At 60.5% G+C, this 18,685-nt stretch carries 18 protein-coding genes; 2 read left to right on the top strand and 16 right to left on the bottom strand.

All coding sequences use genetic code 11. The annotated features are described in order from the left end of the window. Window positions 1-479 precede the first annotated feature (479 nt). Window positions 480-905, top strand: coding sequence for a DUF4398 domain-containing protein (locus AO240_RS08390; protein ID WP_058413638.1), 426 nt, complete (start codon window positions 480-482; stop codon window positions 903-905). A gap of 55 nt (window positions 906-960) precedes the next feature. Beyond that, on the top strand, window positions 961-1,746 hold the full coding sequence (locus AO240_RS08385; RefSeq protein WP_058413639.1) for an OmpA family protein: 786 nt from the start codon (window positions 961-963) through the stop codon (window positions 1,744-1,746). Between the two features lie 49 nt (window positions 1,747-1,795). Here AO240_RS08385 and AO240_RS08380 read toward each other — a convergent pair whose 3' ends face one another. The 16 genes from AO240_RS08380 to AO240_RS08305 form a co-directional block, all read right to left on the bottom strand. Then, window positions 1,796-2,074: a hypothetical protein gene (locus tag AO240_RS08380; RefSeq protein ID WP_099236180.1), complete on the bottom strand. Its 279-nt coding sequence runs from the start codon at window positions 2,072-2,074 to the stop codon at window positions 1,796-1,798. 148 nt (window positions 2,075-2,222) lie between these two features. After that, window positions 2,223-2,549: a hypothetical protein gene (locus AO240_RS08375; protein WP_099236133.1), complete on the bottom strand. Its 327-nt coding sequence runs from the start codon at window positions 2,547-2,549 to the stop codon at window positions 2,223-2,225. Then, on the bottom strand, window positions 2,546-3,451 hold the full coding sequence (locus tag AO240_RS08370; RefSeq protein WP_099236131.1) for an alpha/beta hydrolase: 906 nt from the start codon (window positions 3,449-3,451) through the stop codon (window positions 2,546-2,548). The genes AO240_RS08375 and AO240_RS08370 overlap by 4 nt, the downstream gene beginning before the upstream one ends. A 155-nt stretch (window positions 3,452-3,606) precedes the next feature. Then, on the bottom strand, window positions 3,607-4,884 hold the full coding sequence (locus tag AO240_RS08365) for a flavohemoglobin expression-modulating QEGLA motif protein (RefSeq protein WP_099236129.1): 1,278 nt from the start codon (window positions 4,882-4,884) through the stop codon (window positions 3,607-3,609). A 21-nt stretch (window positions 4,885-4,905) separates the two neighbouring features. Beyond that, window positions 4,906-5,454: a hypothetical protein gene (locus tag AO240_RS08360; RefSeq protein WP_099236127.1), complete on the bottom strand. Its 549-nt coding sequence runs from the start codon at window positions 5,452-5,454 to the stop codon at window positions 4,906-4,908. A gap of 9 nt (window positions 5,455-5,463) precedes the next feature. After that, complete coding sequence (locus AO240_RS08355) at window positions 5,464-6,180, bottom strand: TetR/AcrR family transcriptional regulator (RefSeq protein WP_099236125.1); 717 nt, start codon at window positions 6,178-6,180, stop codon at window positions 5,464-5,466. Window positions 6,181-6,286: 106 nt separating this feature from the next. Further along, window positions 6,287-7,786: a lysine--tRNA ligase gene (lysS, locus tag AO240_RS08350; RefSeq protein ID WP_058413645.1), complete on the bottom strand. Its 1,500-nt coding sequence runs from the start codon at window positions 7,784-7,786 to the stop codon at window positions 6,287-6,289. Between the two features lie 94 nt (window positions 7,787-7,880). Further along, window positions 7,881-8,976 (bottom strand): peptide chain release factor 2 gene (gene prfB, locus AO240_RS08345; protein ID WP_099236123.1). Its coding sequence is split into 2 segments (ribosomal slippage): window positions 7,881-8,903 and window positions 8,905-8,976, totalling 1,095 coding nucleotides; the frame shifts between segments, so codons are not numbered across the junction. Window positions 8,977-9,383: 407 nt separating this feature from the next. After that, the gene (locus AO240_RS08340) at window positions 9,384-10,385 is read right to left on the bottom strand and encodes a PleD family two-component system response regulator (protein WP_058413648.1); all 1,002 of its coding nucleotides are present in this window, start codon (window positions 10,383-10,385) and stop codon (window positions 9,384-9,386) included. Between the two features lie 51 nt (window positions 10,386-10,436). Beyond that, window positions 10,437-11,447, bottom strand: a complete 1,011-nt coding sequence (locus AO240_RS08335) for a chemotaxis response regulator protein-glutamate methylesterase (protein WP_099236121.1) — start codon at window positions 11,445-11,447, stop codon at window positions 10,437-10,439. After that, a complete protein-coding gene (locus tag AO240_RS08330) occupies window positions 11,444-13,735 on the bottom strand; it encodes a hybrid sensor histidine kinase/response regulator (RefSeq protein ID WP_099236120.1) in 2,292 nt (763 codons plus the stop codon). The genes AO240_RS08335 and AO240_RS08330 overlap by 4 nt, the downstream gene beginning before the upstream one ends. Then, window positions 13,732-14,433, bottom strand: coding sequence for a chemotaxis protein CheW (locus AO240_RS08325; RefSeq protein WP_099236118.1), 702 nt, complete (start codon window positions 14,431-14,433; stop codon window positions 13,732-13,734). Before AO240_RS08325 ends, AO240_RS08330 begins: the two co-directional genes overlap by 4 nt. Beyond that, entirely contained in the window at window positions 14,430-15,689 is a 1,260-nt protein-coding gene (locus AO240_RS08320; RefSeq protein WP_099236116.1) for a CheR family methyltransferase, read from the bottom strand. The genes AO240_RS08325 and AO240_RS08320 overlap by 4 nt, the downstream gene beginning before the upstream one ends. Continuing rightward, entirely contained in the window at window positions 15,686-16,198 is a 513-nt protein-coding gene (locus AO240_RS08315) for a chemotaxis protein CheW (protein ID WP_099236114.1), read from the bottom strand. Before AO240_RS08315 ends, AO240_RS08320 begins: the two co-directional genes overlap by 4 nt. Next, entirely contained in the window at window positions 16,198-17,820 is a 1,623-nt protein-coding gene (locus AO240_RS08310) for a methyl-accepting chemotaxis protein (protein ID WP_099236112.1), read from the bottom strand. Before AO240_RS08310 ends, AO240_RS08315 begins: the two co-directional genes overlap by 1 nt. Before the next feature lie 154 nt (window positions 17,821-17,974). Next, window positions 17,975-18,679, bottom strand: coding sequence for a tellurite resistance TerB family protein (locus AO240_RS08305; protein ID WP_099236110.1), 705 nt, complete (start codon window positions 18,677-18,679; stop codon window positions 17,975-17,977). Window positions 18,680-18,685: the final 6 nt, after the last annotated feature.

Here is an 18,685-nt window from a genome sequence, read left to right as displayed (position 1 = left end):
TCGTCATACGTAACACCCCTTTTCGTCAGCCGAAAACCGTATTACAAAAAATCTCAGCCGTGGTGTAGGGCCTCTCTGAAAAACCGTGAGGAATTTTCCGAACCTGTCACGACGACGGCCCGGTGAAAATCTCGCCGGGTACGCGGTGGGCAGCGTCAGCCCCAGACTCGCAGCCAACGATAAAAACCTAAACGTGCGACCAGCACCCACCCCTGAAAACCTCCAAAATCAGCAGCAAATGCGGGCTCGGCGTACAGCCGTGCGCGGTGAAAGTTCCAACTTTTAAAGGTTGACCATTCAGTCAGATATTTTTTTTCGGCGAATTGCCATCTCGGCTGAACTTTTGAAAAAAGCCTCCGGTCACAGCCAGTAAGCCATCACTTGGAACGGCCGTTTGAACAGGCGTCATGTGCGGAATCGCCGGGCCTGCAAGCGCTGATCAACTGAGATGGATTTTGATGTATTTCAGGAGTTATCTAATGGAGTTGAAGACGATGAAGACCAGCACTGCCAAATCCTCGTTTAACCACCTGCGCGGGCTCAAATTGGCCGCGCTGGCAATCGGCACCAGCTTCGTTCTGGCTGGCTGCGCCGGCAACCCGCCAACCGAGCAATATGCGGTGACTCAGTCGGCCGTCAACAGCGCTGTCAGCGCTGGCGGCACCGAGTACGCAGCGGTTGAGATGAAGTCGGCGCAGGACAAGCTCAAAGAAGCCGAAATCGCCATGCACGACAAGAACTACGACAAGGCTCGCCAGTTGGCTGAACAAGCCGAGTGGGATGCGCGTGTTGCTGAGCGCAAGTCTCAGGCAGCCAAGGCTGACCAGGCTGTGAAAGACTCGCAGAAAGCTGTTCAGGAGCTGCGTCAGGAAGGCATGCGCCCAGCTGTTATCAAGCAGCAATAAGCCGCCGCCCCTGATTGCACTGCACCCGATATCGAATTGAAAGGACGACACGACTATGCGTAAACAATTGATGATCCCTGCCCTGCTGGCGATGAGCGTTGCCCTGGCGGCCTGTTCCACACCGCCAAACGCGAACCTGGAAAACGCACGGACTAATTTCTCGGCCCTGCAAACCAACCCACAGGCGACCAAGCTTGCGGCGCTGGAAACCAAAGACGCCAGCGAATGGCTGGACAAAGCCGACAAGGCTTACCGCGACAAGGAAGACGAGAAGAAGGTCGACCAATTGGCCTACCTGACCAACCAGCGCGTTGAAGTCGCCAAGGACACCATCTCCCTGCGCGAATCCGAAGCCAAGCTGAAAAACGCGGGTGACGAACGTGCTCGTGCCCTGCTGCAAGCGCGTGATGCGCAGATCAAGCAACTGCAAGATAGCTTGAACGCCAAGCAGACTGATCGCGGTACGCTGGTAACCTTCGGTGACGTGCTGTTCGCCACCAACAAGTCCGACCTGAAATCCAGCGGCCTGGTCAACATCACCAAGCTGGCTCAGTTCCTGCGCGACAACCCGGACCGTAAAGTGATCGTCGAAGGCTACACCGACAGCACCGGTTCCGACTCGTACAACCAGAGCCTGTCTGAGCGTCGTGCTGCTTCGGTACAGCGTGCACTGGCTCAACAAGGCGTGGATATTTCGCGCATCGTGACCCAGGGTTACGGCAAGGAATACCCGGTTGCCGACAACGGCAGCGTATCGGGCCGTGCCATGAACCGCCGCGTTGAAGTGACCATTTCCAACGACAACCAACCGGTTAAGCCACGCTCGTCCGTCGCTAACTGATTGATTGAAGTTCGATAAAAAACCCACCTTATGGTGGGTTTTTTTACTGTCAGGCTTCGACTTTGCGGTTGTTGTCGTCACCCGGCATCATGGCTTCCATACCTTGACGCCCGCCCATCATTTTTTCCAGCGCCTCGGGACTCATCTGGCCTTCTGAACCGCCTGAGCCTTCAGAACCGCCGCCCTTTTCGCCGCCCGCTGCTTTGGACAACATGTCCATAAGCTTTTTGAGCGGATCTTGTTTGTCTTGCTTCTCGGCGCCCTGCTTCTCGGCACCTTCATCACCGCCCTGATCCAGCTTTGCCTGGCCACCGGCCATCGCGAGCATTTTGCCAATCGCACTAATATCCATCATCACACTCCCAGATCAGTTAATCGTAAGTAATCATCAGTAACACTGACACGTCATTCAGTGGCTTCTTACGCGAAACGGTTCCAGATACTTGTGCAATGACACATTTGACCGGTGGTGCGCGCTACTCCTGCAGCTTGGGTGTTTCCTGGCCCAGGCAGCGCACAGCCTGCTTCTTGTTGTTCACCAGTACGCCGCTCAGGCCTTTTTGCTCGGTGTCGAACATCACCAGCACACCGTCGATGCACTGCGCCACTTGCGCGGCCGGGGTCAGGGAGATTTTGTAGTCTTGACCCGGCACGGTCTTGAGCAAGGTGAAGTCGCTGAGCAGCAAGGCATCGTCGGGCTTGGCGAAGTGCAGGTAGCCGTAGTACCACAGGCAACCGACGGTCCCGATGATGGTGCCTGTGCCGGTCAGAATCAGCGGGATCATGTTGCGTTCCTGGCTCATTGCGGGTGCTCTGATGACTCAACGTTGGGAACCGGGTAGTTGGGAATTTCGCCCAGCCGCCGCAGGCCATTGAAGTGCTGCGGGTCTTCCAGATAGCGCAGCATCACGGTTTGCCAGGTCTTGTCGGCAAAGGTTTGCACGTGGCCGCCACGGGTCAACTGCAACACACTGGGCGGCGGCGCAGCCTGGTACAGGCGGATGCCATTGGCCAGCGGCACGATCGGGTCATCCACGCTGTGGAACAGCAACTTCGGCACGCCGCTCAGTTGCGGCATGGCGTAGATAGCGCTGTCGCCGTCCGGCACCAGCCACGACAACGGCACCTGGAACGGCCATGTTAACCAGGAAGTGCTCAGGGCGAATTGTCCTACGTCACGATAACTGGCAGGAACACCGTCCAGCACCAAAGCCTTAAGCTGGGTTTGGCGCTCGGGATGGGCTGCCAGGTAATGCACCGCCAATGAGCCGCCCAGGCTTTGGCCGAGGACGATCAGCGGCAGATGCTGTGTTTCAGGCGCCGTGTCGACCCAACGAAAGGCCGCATCGATGTCTTGATACACCGCCGGCAATGACGGTTTGCCCTCGGACAAGCCGTAACCGCGATAGTCCAGCAGCAGCACTTGGTAACCCTGCTCGGGCAACCACCAACTGCCGCCCAAGTGCCAGGCAAGGTTGCCGCCGTTACCGTGCAGGTGCAGCACGGTGCCTTTGACCGGTACACCCGGTTTGGCTGGCAGCCACCAGGCGTGAAGTTTTACCCCGTCGGCGCTGGTCAGGGTGACATCGCGGTACGCCAAGTGGGCTTTTTGCGGCGTGAACGGTAAGCCGGGCTCGGGGTAAAACAGCAGGGAGCTGCAGCCGTTCAGCGTGAGTAGCAGGCAAAGAATGCCGAGGATTCTCATCCGTTGAAGCCTCGTGAATGGGTTGAAGATCAACTGTGGGAGCGGGCTTGCTCGCGATAGCGGCGGGTCAGTCAACGCATCTGTTACTGATACACCGCCATCGCGAGCAAGCCCGCTCCCACATTTTTTTGATTCGGTTTGTTCAGGAATATCGTTTAAAGGATATTCGAGTAATCTGCCTCGATCCGGTCGAGGCTCAAGTGGTTAAGGAAGTTGGAGAAGCACATCCACGCCGCCAATGCGTTCATGTCGCGAAACTGCTCCGGCAGGTACTTGGGCGTCACCACCAGGCCTTCGTCGACCAGTTGGCGCAGGGTGCGCATGTCTTCCAGGGTGGTCTTGCCGCAGAACAGCAACGGCACTTGCTCCAGCTTGCCTTTGCGCACGGCCAACTGAATGTAGTTGTAGACCATGATGAAGCCCTTGAGGTAGGACAAATCCTTGGTAAACGGCAGCCCCGTCGGCGTCGAGCCACGGAACACGCGGCTGGCATTGCCGTAGCTTTCAGCCATTTCAAAGCCTTGCTCGCGGAAGAAATCGAACACCTGCAGGAAGTCGGCGCCCTCCTCGACCATGTGGATCGCGCGGGTGCGGTTGGTCAGCTTGCGCAGGCGGCTGGGGTACGAGGCGAAGGTGATGATCTCCATCAAAATCGCCAGGCCTTCCTGGGTCACGGTGGACGACGGCGGGCCTTTGGAAAGGAAGGTGCAGATCGGCTGGTTCTGGCCGTTAAGGGTCGTGCCGACGTGCACCAGGCCCTCGTGTACTTCCAGCGCGCGCACGTCGCGGTCGTTGAACATCGCGTCAGCGCGGATCTTGATGTAGTCGGCACCCGCCGCAGCGTCGGCAACAATACCGTCGGACTCAAACACGCGAATGGTTTCTTCGGCCTCGCCAAATACCTTGTTCAAGCGGGTTTGCAGCAAAGCCACCGCGTCCTTGGCGGTCAGGGTTTTGGCTTCGTCCTTGAGGTCGCCACGGCCGTCGATCTGGTTCAGGTAGTCGGACATCATCATGCCCAAATCCGCCAGAGTCGGGTCGCCAGCGTGGAACGCATCCGAGGCGGCGCCGTAGAGTTCCTGAGAGATCAAGCCAAAGTCTTCGGTGCCGCGCGCTTCGAGCATGCGCACCACCATGCGATATTCGCGGCACATGCGGCGCATGATCTGCCCCACCGGGCTGAACTGGCCGAGGCGACGGGTGATGTCGCGCTCAATGTTCTGGAATTCCAGCTTGACCGCGCTGGAGTCAAACGACAACGGCCGGTTGAGGTAGTAGTCACGGTCCACGGCGGGCATCACTTTGCCCTTGCCCTTGAGAAACCCCTGGCGAATGCTCTCGTCCCATTTGACGGCATCGAGCACGCGAATCGGTGTTTGCGCCAGCACAATGCGATCGGACAAGGTGCGTATCGTCTGCTGGTAATCGTCCACCCGGTGCTTCCTCTTTAAACGTTATTTGCCCGCACGCTGGTAGCGCACGGCTTCAACGAACACATCGGCATTGGCCGGGTCATCCAGGTAGGCAAATACCTGGGTCATGGGGCTGTCGACCACTACGCCGGCGCCCTCAACGGTTTCCACAGTGCGGCCCTGCAACGCCTGCTGGCCTATGGCTTGGTGTATCTGCTCCAGATCGAGGTTATAGACCACCAATTCGTGCTTTTCGTCGAACTCGAAGCCCGCCACAAGGTAATGCCCACCGAACCTGGCCGGCAACGGCGCCGACAGGTACCAGCGGCTACCATGCCGCGAGACGCTGAACAGGTATTCATCACGCTGGCCCGGCTTGGCTTCAGGGTAGCTCACGGCTTTGTAACGGTGGTCACCGGCACGCGTGATGTGCAGGTTGAGCGGCTCGCCCCAGGCATTTTTGCTCGCCCAATGGCCGAGCAGTTCATCCGGCGCGGCCTCATGGGCCGGCAGCGGGTGCTTGAACGTCACCAGGCAACCGCTGAGCCACACGAACGACAACGCGATTACCGCAACACGCCAGGTTTTCATCACATACCCCTATACCGAGGCCAACACCAAATGCATGTAACGCTTGAGAATCTCAAGCATCTCCTCACCGGTCAGAGGCTCCTGGCCACCCAGCAGGCACTGATATTCCATCCGACCGATTATCGCCGTCAACACTTTGGCATCCTGTTGCGGCTCGCGCGAACCCAATACCTTGAAAAACTGCTCGGTGCCTTGCAACAGAATCTGTTGATGGGAGCGTACCAGTTCGGCCAGGCGCGGGTTCAACAGGGCTTCCTGGCGAAAAGCCTGCTCAGCCATCAAGTGTTCACGCCGGTTGGTCAGTTGGCGCAGCACATAGTCGGCAGTCAGCCGCGCAATGTCATCGGCCAGCTGCGCGCGCGACTGCGGGCCGCCGTCGCCATAGGCGACCATCTCGCGCAGCAGGCCTTCGTTGCGCACCCACAGCTTGCCCATGAAGGCGGCGCTGCGCTCTACATATTGGGCGAAGGTGTCAGTGAGCAAGTCGTCGATGTCTTTGAAGTAGTAGGTGGTCGCCGACAACGGCACGCCCGCCTCTGCCGCCACCGCGCGATGGCGTACGGCGCGCACGCCATCACGCACCACAATGCGCATGGCCGCATCGAGAATCTCTTGCCTGCGCTGCTCGCTGCCCCGGCGACTGGCCTTGCGGCCCTGGTACTGGACGCTTTCAGCCACGGCCGCGGCAATGCCGGCGGCGCCTTCTTGAGCCATTACGCGGTTCACGACACCCATCCTTGAAAAGATCAAAACCTGGCGCTGTTTGCTTGACGCTTAAAGACGCCACATAAAAAAGCCGCCTTATAAAAGGCGGCTTCGGATTTCGCTACGGTTACGCTTGTGGCCGCATGTGCGGGAACAAGATCACGTCGCGGATCGACGGCGAGTTGGTCAACAACATCACCAGGCGGTCGATGCCGATGCCTTCACCGGCCGTCGGCGGCATGCCGTATTCCAGGGCGCGCACGAAGTCGGCGTCGTAGTGCATGGCTTCATCGTCGCCGGCGTCCTTGTCAGCCACCTGCGCCATGAAGCGCTCGGCCTGGTCTTCGGCGTCGTTAAGCTCGGAGTAGGCATTGGCGATTTCGCGGCCGCCGATGAACAGCTCGAAACGGTCGGTGACGTTCGGGTTGTCATCGTTGCGACGGGCCAGCGGCGACACTTCGAACGGGTACTGGGTAATGAAGTGCGGCTGTTCCAGCTTGTGCTCCACCAGCTCTTCGAAAATCATCACCTGCAATTTACCCAAGCCTTCGAAGCCCAGCACCTTGGCGCCGGCTTTTTTGGCGATAGCACGCGCCTTGTCGATGTCGGTCAGGTCGTCAGCGCTCAGCTCGGGGTTGTACTTGAGGATCGAATCGAACACCGACAGGCGCACGAACGGCTCGCCGAAGTGGAACACCTTGTCGCCGTACGGCACGTCGGTAGTGCCGAGCACCAGCTGCGCGAGTTCGCGGAACAGCTCTTCGGTCAGGTCCATGTTGTCTTCATAGTCGGCGTAAGCCTGGTAGAACTCCAACATGGTGAATTCAGGGTTGTGCCGCGTCGAAACGCCTTCGTTACGGAAGTTACGGTTGATCTCGAAGACTTTTTCGAAACCGCCAACCACCAGGCGCTTGAGGTACAGCTCCGGCGCAATGCGCAAGAACATTTCCAGGTCCAGCGCGTTGTGGTGGGTCTCGAAAGGCTTGGCTGCGGCACCACCGGGGATGGTTTGCAGCATCGGCGTTTCCACTTCGAGAAAATCTCGCTGCATCAGGAAGCTGCGGATGTGGGCGATGACTTGCGAACGCACGCGGAACGTCTGGCGCACGTCTTCGTTGACGATCAGGTCAACGTAGCGCTGGCGGTAACGCTGCTCGGTGTCGGTCAGGCCGTGGTGCTTGTCGGGCAGTGGGCGCAAGGATTTGGTCAGCAGGCGCACGCTGGTCATTTCAACGTACAGGTCGCCTTTGCCGGAGCGCGCCAGGGTGCCTTCTGCTGCAATGATGTCGCCCATGTCCCAGGTTTTCACCGAGGCCAGGGTTTCTTCCGGCAACGTTTTGCGGTTGACGTAGACCTGGATGCGCCCGGACATGTCCTGGATCACCATGAACGAGCCACGGTTGAGCATGATGCGACCTGCCACCTTGACCGGGATCGCAGCCTCTGCCAGCTCTTCCTTGGTCTTGTCCGCGTAGGTTTTCTGCAAGTCTGCGCAGTAAGCGTCGCGGCGGAAGTCGTTGGGGAAGGCATTGCCCTTGGCGCGCTCGGCAGCAAGCTTTTCCTTGCGCAGGGCGATCAGGGAGTTTTCTTCCTGTTGCAGGGCCTGGTCGAGTTGTTGGTCGCTCATGTCTTTAAATTTTCCATCAGGTTCGTTGTCCCCGGCCTGCGGCCGGGGATCGTCCGGCGAGGACTAGGCGTCCCCCCGGCGCTTGCCGTCTTTTTTACAGGCCCGATTTCAGGCTGGCTTCCAGGTATTCGTCGATATCACCGTCGAGCACCTTGTCGCAGTCGCTGCGTTCGATGTTAGTGCGCAGATCCTTGATCCGCGACGCATCAAGCACATACGAACGGATCTGGTGACCCCAGCCAATATCCGACTTGGTGTCTTCCAGCGCCTGGGAAGCGGCGTTGCGCTTCTGCATTTCCTGCTCGTACAACTTGGCCCGCAGCATTTTCATGGCGGTGTCCTTGTTCGCGTGCTGGGAACGTTCGTTCTGGCAACTGACCACCGTGTTGGTCGGCACGTGAGTAATACGTACCGCCGAGTCGGTGGTGTTTACGTGCTGACCACCGGCACCGGAGGAGCGGTAGGTGTCGATGCGCAGGTCGGCCGGGTTGATCTCGATTTCGACCTTGTCATCGATCTCTGGCGAGACGAACACCGCAGAGAACGAGGTGTGGCGACGGTTGCCGGAGTCGAACGGGCTCTTGCGCACCAAGCGGTGCACGCCGATCTCGGTACGCAACCAGCCAAAGGCGTATTCGCCCTTGATATGCACGGTTGCGCCCTTGATACCGGCGACTTCACCGGCCGACAGTTCCATGATGGTCGCGTCGAAGCCGCGTTTGTCGGCCCAGCGCAGGTACATGCGCAACAGGATGTTGGCCCAGTCCTGGGCTTCGGTGCCGCCGGAACCGGCCTGGATATCCAGGTAGGCGTTGTTCGGGTCCATTTCGTGGCTGAACATGCGGCGAAATTCAAGCTTGGCGAGGTTTTCCTCGAGACGGGCCAGCTCGGCGACGACATCGCCCACTGCGCCTTCGTCGTTTTCTTCGACGGCCATGTCCAGCAGGTCGCGGCAATCGCCCAGACCGGTGTTCAATTCGTCGAGCGTATCGACGATCAGCGCCAGCGCAGCGCGCTCGCGGCCCAGTTCCTGGGCGTATTCAGGTTTGTTCCAGACAGCCGGATCTTCAAGCTCGCGATTGACTTCGGTCAGACGCTCATGCTTTTGATCGTAGTCAAAGATACCCCCGAATAGTTTCGGAGCGCTCGGACAGGTCCTTGATGGTGTTAAGGATCGGGTTGATTTCCATGGCGGGCAGCACTCGTTGGCGAACTTTTGAAAGCCTGCGAGTATAACGACAAACGGGCGGCAGCGGCAGCCCGCTTGGTCGATTCTGCCAAGGCAACTGCACTCAACCGCAATAACCCTGAAGAGCCAATGTGGGGCTTGCTCGCGATAGCGGTGTGTCAGTCAACGCACGGGTTGAATGAAACACCATCGCGAGCAAGCCCGCTCCCACAGTTGGAGTTGCTGCGGCGTCAGGTTATTCGATAAGGACCTGATTGCCTGCAAAGCACCGTAGCGATCTATACACATCGACTCGAAAAAAGCAGGACGCGAAAATCCAATGTGGGGCTTGCTCGCGATAGCGGTGTGTCAGTCAACGCACGGGTTGAATGAAACACCATCGCGAGCAAGCCCGCTCCCACCGTTGGGTTATTCGATGCCTACTTGGTTACGCCCGTTATGCTTGGCCGTGTACAAGCCCTTGTCCGCCGCCATGATCAGTTGCCGACAGTCGCTGCCCTGTTGCGGCGTGATGGTCGACAAACCAATGCTGATCGTCAGGCTTGCGCCCTCAGCCGGGGCGATGTGCGGGATCTTGAGCGCGGCAACCGCCATGCGCAGCTTTTCCGCCACCAGGCGTGCGCCGCCCGGCGAGGTGTTCGGGAGCACCAAAGCAAACTCTTCGCCGCCGTAACGCGCCGGCAGGTCCGAGGGGCGGCTGCTGGCTTCGCGGATGGTGGCGGCGACTTTGCGCAAGGCTTCGTCGCCTTCGACGTGGCCAAAACTGTCGTTGTAGGTCTTAAAGAAGTCCACGTCGATCATCAGCAACGACAACTGGTTCTGGTCGCGCATGGCACGGCGCCATTCCAGTTCCAGGTATTCGTCGAAGTGACGGCGGTTGGACAGCCCGGTAAGGCCGTCGGAGTTCATCAGGCGTTGCAGCACCAAATTGGTGTCAAGCAATTGTTGCTGGCTGACTCGCAGCGCACGATACGCGGCATCCCGCTGCAACAGGGTCATGTAGGACCGCGAGTGATAGCGAATGCGCGCCACCAGTTCGATGTTGTCCGGTAGCTTGACCAGGTAATCGTTGGCGCCAGCGGAGAACGCTGCGCTTTTGATCAGCGGGTCTTCCTTGGTGGACAGCACGATGATCGGGATATTCGCCGTGGCCGGGTGGTTGCGGTACTCGCGCACCAGGGTCAGGCCGTCCAGACCGGGCATCACCAGGTCTTGCAGGATCACCGTGGGTTTGATGCGAATGGCTTGGGCAATCGCTTGATGCGGGTCGGCACAAAAGTGAAAGTCGATGTTTTCTTCGTGGGACAAGCCGCGCCGCACGGCCTCGCCGATCATGGCCTGGTCGTCGACCAGCAACACCATGGCGGCATTTTCGTCGTTCTTGAAATCGTCGAGCTGTAAATCATTCATTTGCAGTCACCTGAATTACTACCTGCAAGCCGGCACTGCGGGAGTGATTAATCATTTTGCAAAGACCTCCAGCAATCGGGGCGCAATTCTGTCCAATGGGCGAATTTCAACAGCGGCATCAATCGCCGCCGCCGCTTTGGGCATGCCATACACCGCCGAGCTCTGCTGATCCTGGGCGATGGTCAAACATCCTTGTTCACGCAGCAATTTGAGCCCTTGGGCGCCGTCGCGCCCCATGCCGGTCAGCAACACACCGACAGCGTCGCCATTCCAGTAGCTGGCGACACTTTCAAAAAACACGTCAATCGAAGGCCGGTAAATTTCGTTCACAGGCTCTGCCGTATAGGCTAGCGTGCCATTTTTCAACAAGCGAATGTGATGGTTGGTACCAGCCAGCAGCACCACGCCGGTTTGCGGTGGCTCGCCCTCGCGCGCCAGGCGCACCGGCAGGCCGGAGGCGCTGCTCAGCCATTCGGCCATTCCGGCTGCGAACACCTGGTCCACATGCTGCACCAGCACAATGGCCGCGGGAAAGTCGCGTGGCAAACCCTTGAGCAGCACTTCCAGAGCGGCCGGGCCGCCCGCCGACGAACCAATCGCCACCAGGCTCTGGCGTGTGCCCGAGCTGCGCTGGGGCGCGCTTTCGGTGCGTACGCGGCTGCCGCGCTGGCCGATCAGCCAGCCAATATTGAGAATTTTGCGCAGCAACGGCGCCGCCGCATCCCTGGGGTTGCCCACGCCCAACGCGGGTGTATCAACCACGTCCAGTGCGCCATGGCCCATGGCTTCGAACACACGGCTGACGTTGGCCTGACGGTCTACGGTGACGATCACGATCGCGCACGGCGTTTCGGCCATGATCCGTCGGGTCGCTTCTACGCCATCCATCACCGGCATGATCAGGTCCATCAGGATCAAATCCGGGGTCAGCTCGGCGCAGCGCTGCACCGCTTCCTGACCATTGGCGGCGACCCACACCAACTGGTGCGCAGGCTCAAAACTCAGCGCACGGCGCAGGGCTTCTACCGCCATGGGCATGTCATTGACGATCGCGATCCTCATGCCCGGGCGCCTCCAATCAGCTCCATCACGGCGTCCAGCAAGGCGTCATCGTGGAAACTGGCTTTAGCCAGATAATAGTCGGCGCCAGCGTCAAGTCCACGACGCCGGTCTTCTTCGCGATCCTTGTACGACACCACCATCACCGGCAACGATTGCAGGCGACTATCACGGCGCAAGAGTGTGACCAATTCAATACCGTCCATACGAGGCATATCAATGTCAGTAATCAGCAGGTCGAAGTCTTCGGAGCGCAATGCGTTCCAGCCGTCCATGCCATCCACAGCAACAGCCACTTCATAACCACGATTAAGTAACAGTTTGCGTTGCAACTCACGCACGGTGAGCGAGTCGTCCACCACCAGCACGCGTTTGCGCGGTGCTTCGGTGGCCTGCTGGCTGCGTCGGGCAATGCGCTCCAGGCGGCCGGTGTTGAGCAGCTTATCGACCGAGCGCAGCATGTCTTCAACGTCGACAATCAACACCACTGAGCCGTCGTCGAGCAAGGCGCCTGCGGAAATATCCTGAACCTTGCCCAGCCGGTCATCCAGCGGCAACACCACCAGCGTGCGTTCGCCGATAAAGCGTTCCACCGCAATGCCGTACACCGCATCGCGCTCGCGGATCACCACCACCTTAAGCGTCTCTTGAACGTTGTGCCCTGGCGGGCGCTGCAACAACTGGCTGGCGGAAACCAGGCCGACGTGGCGGCCTTCGTGCCAAAAATGCTGACGGCCTTCGAGCTGCACAATGTCGTCGGGCGCCAGGTCGCGCATGCGCTCGATGTGCGCGAGTGGGAACGCGTAGGCTTCTTCGCCAACTTCCACCACCAGGCTGCGCACCACCGACAGGGTCAATGGCACTTCCAGGTGGAAGCGACTGCCCTGCCCCGCCGTCTGCTCCAGCACCACCGCGCCCCGCAGTTGGCGAACCATGTGCTGCACCGCATCCAGGCCGACGCCGCGCCCGGACACTTCGGTGACCGTGTCGCGCAGGCTGAAACCCGGCAGGAACAGAAACGTCAACAGCTCCTCTTCACTCAGGCGCAACGCCGTTTCCAGCGGCGACAGGTGCCGGTCGACGATGGTGCCGCGCAGACGCTCCAGGTCGACGCCGTTACCGTCGTCGCTCAGTTCCAGCACCAGCAAACCGGCTTGATGGGAGGCGCGCAGGCGGATCAGCCCTTCCGCGGGTTTACCGGCCAGCAGGCGCTGGTCGGGCATCTCGATGCCGTGGTCGACCGCGTTGCGCAGCAAGTGCGTGAGCGGCGCTTCGAGTTTTTCCAGCACGTCGCGGTCAACCTGGGTCTTTTCGCCTTCGATTTCCAGGCGTACCTTTTTACCGAGGCTACGGCCGAGGTCGCGGACCATGCGCGCTTGCCCCGTCAGCACATCGGCGAAAGGCCGCATGCGGCATGCCAGTGCAGTGTCATACAGCACTTGGGCGCGCTGCCCGGCCTGCCAGCCGAACTCATCCAGCTCGGCGGTTTTTTCCGCCAGCAGCGCCTGAGCCTCACTCAACAGCCGGCGGGTATCGGCCAGCGCTTCCTGCGCTTCGAGGTTCAGGTCCAGCGCCTTGAGTTGGCCGTCCAGCGTGTCCAAAGCGCGAACACTGTGGCTTTGAATTCGTTTGAGGCGCTGCATGCTTGCCAGGTAAGGCTTGAGCCGCTGCGTTTCGACCAGGGACTTACTCGACAAGTCCAACAGACTGTTCAAACGCTCGGCGGTCACGCGCAAAACGCGTTCGCCGCCTTCGGTGATGCGTTTTTTCTGGCGCGGCGGCGAGGGGTTGATGGGCGGCGCCGGCTCGGGCTCGGGCACAGGCGGCGGCGTTTCTAACAGCGGCGCCGCAGTCGGCTCAACGGCGGGCGCTGGCGGTGGCGCGATTTTGGCGGTCGGCTGCGACGGGTCGAGCAGGCGCTCCATCAGCGCCACATAAGCTTGAATGTCCGCAGGCCCCACGTCGTTGCCGGGCGTGGCGATGCGCATCAACAGGTCGGTGCCTTGCAGCAAGGCGTCGATATGTTCGGGTTGCAGGTACAGGCGGCTTTCTTGCGCACTGACCAGGCAGTCCTCCATCACGTGGGCCACGCTGACCCCGGCGTCCACCCCGACGATCCGCGCTGCGCCCTTCAGCGAGTGCGCGGCGCGCATGCAGGCTTCCAAATGGTCGGCCTGGGTTGGGTTGCGCTCCAGCGCCAGCAGGCCCGCGCTCAATACCTGGGTTTGCGCGTCGGCCTCCAGGCTGAACAACTCCAGCAGCGAGGCATCGCGCATCTGGTCGGGGGTCATGTGAGGCTCCGGGTCACGGCGGACAACAATTGCGCCTCGTCCAGCCAGCGCAGGCTGCGGCCTTTCCATTGCAGCACACCTTGGGTGTAGCGCGCGCTGGCTTGGGTGCCGGAGGCGGACGCCGCCTTCAGGGTGCGCTCATCGATGGCATGAATGCCGTCGACTTCGTCTACCGGCACCACCACCGGGCCATCCAGCGCGGCGATGATCAGCATGCGCGGCATGATCCGCCCGCCAGTGGCGCCGTTGCTGGTTGCGTCCAGGCCGAGCAGTTCCACCAGCGACAGGCACGCCACCAGCGCGCCACGCACATTGGCCACGCCAAGCAGCGCCCGCGAGCGCTGATGCGGCAGCGAGTGAATCGGCTGCAACGGCGCCACTTCGACCAGACAACGCGTGGCGAGACCCAGCCATTCTTCGCCGAGGCGAAACATCAATAAAGAGCGCGTGACCACATCGGCGCCGAGTTCGGCCGCCGCCTGCGGGCGACGGTCATCCTGCTGCAAGGCATACCGGTCGAGCAAGCGTGTGGCGGCGGCGGAATACACCGAACAGTTGCGGCAATGAATATGCTCTGCCAGCAACGGGCAGGACTTGTCGCCATGGATGCCGATGCGGTTCCAGCAATCGTCGATGGCGTGCGTATCGGCCAGGGTCAGGTCAAGGCCTGCGGTATCGAGCGCGTCTGGGCTACTCATGGTTTGGACTCACTGTCGGCTCGCTCGCTACGCGCGGCCCGCGCCTGCAAACGGCGCGCCCCCGCACTGTCGCCCTGAGACTCAAGCAACGCGGCCAGGTGCATCAAGGCCTGCGGATGCTGGGGTTCCAGGTACAAAGCTTTTCGATAATAGCCCTGGGCTTCCAGAGCATTGCCCGCCACATCGCTGAGCAGCCCCAGCCAGTAAAACACTTGGGCGACCGGCGCGTGGCTATGTAGATACTGCTCGCAGGCGGCGCGGGCTTCGGCGCTTTTGCCTTCGTTGGCGAGCGTGGCAATACGCGTGAGCAGTTCGCCCGCCTCGGTTTGCGGCGCCTTGATCGGCGGCGCCTGAGCGGTGACGGTGCTGAACGGGCGCGGCTTGGGCATCGGCGCCGTGTTGCGTGGCGCAGGCATCGGCACCGAAGGGAATACGGGCGCAGGCTCAGGCTTGACCGGCTCGACATGTCGGCTGAAGGCAAAAGATTGCGGTATGCCAATCGAGCGCATGCCATGGCGCCCCAACAGGCTGCCTTCGGCGGGGCCGATAAACAGTACGCCGTCCACGTGGGTCAGGCCCTTGAGCACGTCAAACACTTGCTTTTGGGTGGGCTGGTCAAAGTAGATCAGTAGGTTGCGGCAAAACACGAAATCATACGCGGGCTCATTGGCCAGCAACGCAGGGTCAAGCAGGTTACCGACCTGCAGACGCACTTGTTCGCGCACCCGGTCGTTGATGCGATAACCGTCAGCTTCTTCGGTGAAGTGGTGCTCACGAAACTCGATGTAACTGCCGCGAAAAGAATTCTTGCCATACACCCCGCGCTTGGCGCGTTCCAACGACAGCGGGCTGACATCCAGCCCCAGCACCTTGAACTGGTGCGGCGCCAGCCCTGCATCAAGCAAGGCCATGGCGATCGAATACGGCTCTTCGCCGGTGGAACACGGCAGGCTGAGAATGCGCAGCGCACGCATCTGCTTGATCTCGGCCAGACGCGCCACCGCCAGCCGTGCCAGCGTCGCAAACGATTCGGGGTAACGAAAAAACCAGGTTTCGGGGACGATCACCGCTTCGATCAGCGCCTGCTGCTCGTCATGCGAGCATTGCAGGCGCTGCCAGTAATCATCTTCGGTCTGCGCCTTGATGGCCTGAATACGCTGGCGCACCGCGCGCTCGATAATGGCTTCACCGACCGACGCGACATCCAGCCCGATACGTTCTTTGAGGAAGGCGAACAAGCGCGCGTCGTTGCTCATAGGCTCAACTCGGCGGAGAACAGCAAGGCGCGAACGGGCTCCGTGAGCAGTTCGTTCACACCAATCCATTGCGTCAAGCCCAGTGCATCTTCACGCACCAACCCCAAATACGGCGCCTCGCGGTTGTCCAGGCCATACGGCTTGAACTCGCCGAGGCCGCAACGCAGGGTGTCCGTCGCTTGTTCCAGAATCAGCCCCAGCCAGCGCGCTTCAACCCAGGGTTGCGGCTGATAATTGACCAGCACCAGCCGCGTGCTGGTGCGCGCCTGGGCAGGTTGACCAAAGGTCAGCGCACACAGATCGATAACCGGCACCAGCGCGCCGCGATGGGCGAAGATCCCGGCCACCCAAGCCGGCGCATGGGCGATGGGTTTCAGCGGCAAGCGTGGCAGCACCTCGGCGACTTCCGTGGCCTTGAGGGCGTAGCGTTCGCCACCGATGTGGAACGTCAGGAACAACACCTGTTTGGCTGCCGGTGCGCCGCCGCGTTTAGCCACGAGTTCGCTCATCAGACTTTGAAACGCGACACGCCGCTGCGCAAACCGACCGCAACCTGGCTCAGTTCATCAATCGCAAAGCTGGCCTGGCGCAGTGAGTCCACGGTCTGGCTGCTGGCATCGCCCAGTTGCACCAGCGCGTGGTTGATCTGCTCGGCGCCCGTGGCCTGGGCCTGCATGCCTTCGTTAACCATCAACACCCGCGGCGCCAGGGCCTGTACCTGGTGGATGATCTGCGAGAGTTGCTCGCCCACTTGCTGCACTTCGAACATGCCCCGGCGCACCTCTTCGGAGAACTTGTCCATGCCCATCACGCCCGCCGACACCGCCGACTGGATCTCACGCACCATCTGCTCGATGTCGTAAGTGGCCACGGCGGTCTGGTCGGCGAGTCGCCGCACTTCGGTGGCGACCACCGCAAAACCGCGACCGTACTCACCGGCCTTCTCGGCCTCGATGGCGGCATTGAGCGACAACAGGTTGGTCTGGTCGGCCACCTTGACGATGGTGACCACCACTTGGTTGATGTTGCCGGCCTTCTCATTAAGGATCGCCAGCTTGGCATTCACCAGGTCGGCTGCGCCCATCACCGAATGCATGGTTTCTTCCATGCGCGCCAGGCCCTGTTGGCCGGAACCTGCGGCGACCGAGGCCTGGTCGGCGGCGCTGGACACTTCGGTCATGGTGCGCACGAGGTCCTTGGAGGTTGCCGCGATTTCCCGCGACGTCGCGCCGATCTCGGTGGTGGTGGCTGCCGTTTCGGTGGCGGTGGCTTGTTGCTGTTTGGACGTGGCGGCAATCTCGGTCACCGAGGTGGTCACCTGTACCGAAGAGCGCTGGGCTTGGGACACCAGGGCCGTCAGCTCGGTCATCATGTCGTTAAAACCGGTTTCAACCGCGTTGAATTCGTCTTTGCGCTCAAGATTCAGGCGCTTGCTGAGGTCGCCGTCGCGCATGGTGCTGAGGATCGCGACGATGCGCTGCATGGGCGAGGTGATCGCGCGCATCAGCAACAAGCCGCAGAGGGCCGCAGCGAAGATAGCGAACGCCAAAGACACGAACATGCTGATTTTGGCAGAGGCCACGGCGTCATCAATGGCGGCGGTCGCATTGTCGGCGACGCCCTTGTTTTCGGTGATGATGTCGTTGAGTTTCATCCGGCCTTCGGTCCAGATCGGCGTCAGTTTTTCCGTCAACAACGTGCGGGCGCCGGGCAAGTCATTCGCCTCGATGCGCTCGACTACCTCCGCGAGAACCTTGTTGTAAGCGAGGTGCGCGGCCTTGAAACTATCGAATTCCGCCCGATCCGCCTGCACATAGACGGTTTTTTCGTAGCTGGCAATTTGATGTTGAATGCGCGCTTCGAAGGACTTGTAGTCCGCCTTGTCGGCATTGGTGAGGGTTTTGTCGTCGCGCAAGCCGATGACATCGATGGTCAGCAAATAGCTGTCGACCCAAGCGCTGCGGATGATCGAGCTTAGGTAAACGCCTGGCACCGCATCATCACGGACGGCCACCTGACTGGTTTCGATCTTCAGTAACCGTGAGTAGGACACCACAACCATCAGCAGCATGATCGCGATGATGACCGCAAAGCTCGCCAAAATCCGTTGGCGCAAGGTCCAGTTCTTCACAGTATTTCCTCGAAATGCCATTCAAATGAGGGGGAGTATAGCTGAGCATAAGCCTCATCTATCAACGGCTTTTGATGAAGCGATCACAGAATGCAAAATGTGGGAGGGGAGCAAGCTCCCCTCCCACATTTGGAGGTTGCACGGCAGATAGTGATTAGTTCAGCCGCACCTGTTTTTCCAGCTCGGCCTTCAATCCGGGGTCAAGTTTCAGTTGCCGCGCCAGCTCGTCGAGGTAGGCTTTTTCCATGAAGTTTTCTTCGTCCACCAGCATCACGCTGGCGATGTACATCTCGGCGGCGATTTCCGGGGTGGCCGCTGCGCGCGCCACATCAGCCGGGTCCAAAGGCTTGTTCAACTCGGCATGCAGCCAGCTTTGCAGCTCGCTATCGCTGTCGAGCTTGGTGAATTCACCTTCGATCAGCGCCCGCTCACGCTCGTCCACATGCCCGTCAGCCTTGGCCGCTGCGACCAGGGCTTTAAGAATGGCCTGGCTGTGCTGCTCAACCTGCGCCGGCGGCAAGCGGTCGATGGTTTGCGGCTCGCCTTGCGGGGCGTTGGCCTGCTGCGCCTGCCAGTTGCCATAGGCTTTATAGGCAATCACACCCAACGCCGCCAACCCGCCATACGTCAGGGCTTTGCCGCCGAATTTGCGCGCTTTTTTGTTGCCCAGCAGCAGCCCCATGGCCCCGCTCGCCAGCGCGCCACCCCCCGCGCCGCCCAGCAAACTGCCTAGCCCGCCACCGCCCAGCAACCCGCCAAGGGCACCTTTATCATCCGACTTTCGCTGGCCGCCGGCCTTGTTTTGCAGCATGTCCTGGCCAGATTTGAGCAACTGATCAAGCAATCCACGGGTATTCATTCACAG

This window comes from Pseudomonas sp. ICMP 460 (genome assembly GCF_002723595.1).
Taxonomy (GTDB): Bacteria; Pseudomonadota; Gammaproteobacteria; order Pseudomonadales; family Pseudomonadaceae; genus Aquipseudomonas; species Aquipseudomonas kitaguniensis.
The sequence above is the reverse complement of the archived record's forward strand: the minus strand, read 5'-3'. Positions and strand labels throughout refer to the sequence as shown.

What these genes read in the sequence shown, in the direction of transcription:
- AO240_RS08390 (WP_058413638.1), top strand. Translation starts at nt 480, where the DNA reads ATGGAGTTGAAGACGATGAAGACCAGCACTGCCAAATCCTCGTTTAAC.
- AO240_RS08385 (WP_058413639.1), top strand. Translation starts at nt 961, where the DNA reads ATGCGTAAACAATTGATGATCCCTGCCCTGCTGGCGATGAGCGTTGCC.
- AO240_RS08380 (WP_099236180.1), bottom strand. Translation starts at nt 2,074, where the DNA reads ATGCTCGCGATGGCCGGTGGCCAGGCAAAGCTGGATCAGGGCGGTGAT.
- AO240_RS08375 (WP_099236133.1), bottom strand. Translation starts at nt 2,549, where the DNA reads ATGAGCCAGGAACGCAACATGATCCCGCTGATTCTGACCGGCACAGGC.
- AO240_RS08370 (WP_099236131.1), bottom strand. Translation starts at nt 3,451, where the DNA reads ATGAGAATCCTCGGCATTCTTTGCCTGCTACTCACGCTGAACGGCTGC.
- AO240_RS08360 (WP_099236127.1), bottom strand. Translation starts at nt 5,454, where the DNA reads ATGAAAACCTGGCGTGTTGCGGTAATCGCGTTGTCGTTCGTGTGGCTC.
- lysS (WP_058413645.1), bottom strand. Translation starts at nt 7,786, where the DNA reads ATGAGCGACCAACAACTCGACCAGGCCCTGCAACAGGAAGAAAACTCC.
- AO240_RS08340 (WP_058413648.1), bottom strand. Translation starts at nt 10,385, where the DNA reads ATGAATGATTTACAGCTCGACGATTTCAAGAACGACGAAAATGCCGCC.
- AO240_RS08335 (WP_099236121.1), bottom strand. Translation starts at nt 11,447, where the DNA reads ATGAGGATCGCGATCGTCAATGACATGCCCATGGCGGTAGAAGCCCTG.
- AO240_RS08330 (WP_099236120.1), bottom strand. Translation starts at nt 13,735, where the DNA reads ATGACCCCCGACCAGATGCGCGATGCCTCGCTGCTGGAGTTGTTCAGC.
- AO240_RS08325 (WP_099236118.1), bottom strand. Translation starts at nt 14,433, where the DNA reads ATGAGTAGCCCAGACGCGCTCGATACCGCAGGCCTTGACCTGACCCTG.
- AO240_RS08320 (WP_099236116.1), bottom strand. Translation starts at nt 15,689, where the DNA reads ATGAGCAACGACGCGCGCTTGTTCGCCTTCCTCAAAGAACGTATCGGG.
- AO240_RS08315 (WP_099236114.1), bottom strand. Translation starts at nt 16,198, where the DNA reads ATGAGCGAACTCGTGGCTAAACGCGGCGGCGCACCGGCAGCCAAACAG.
- AO240_RS08305 (WP_099236110.1), bottom strand. Translation starts at nt 18,679, where the DNA reads ATGAATACCCGTGGATTGCTTGATCAGTTGCTCAAATCTGGCCAGGAC.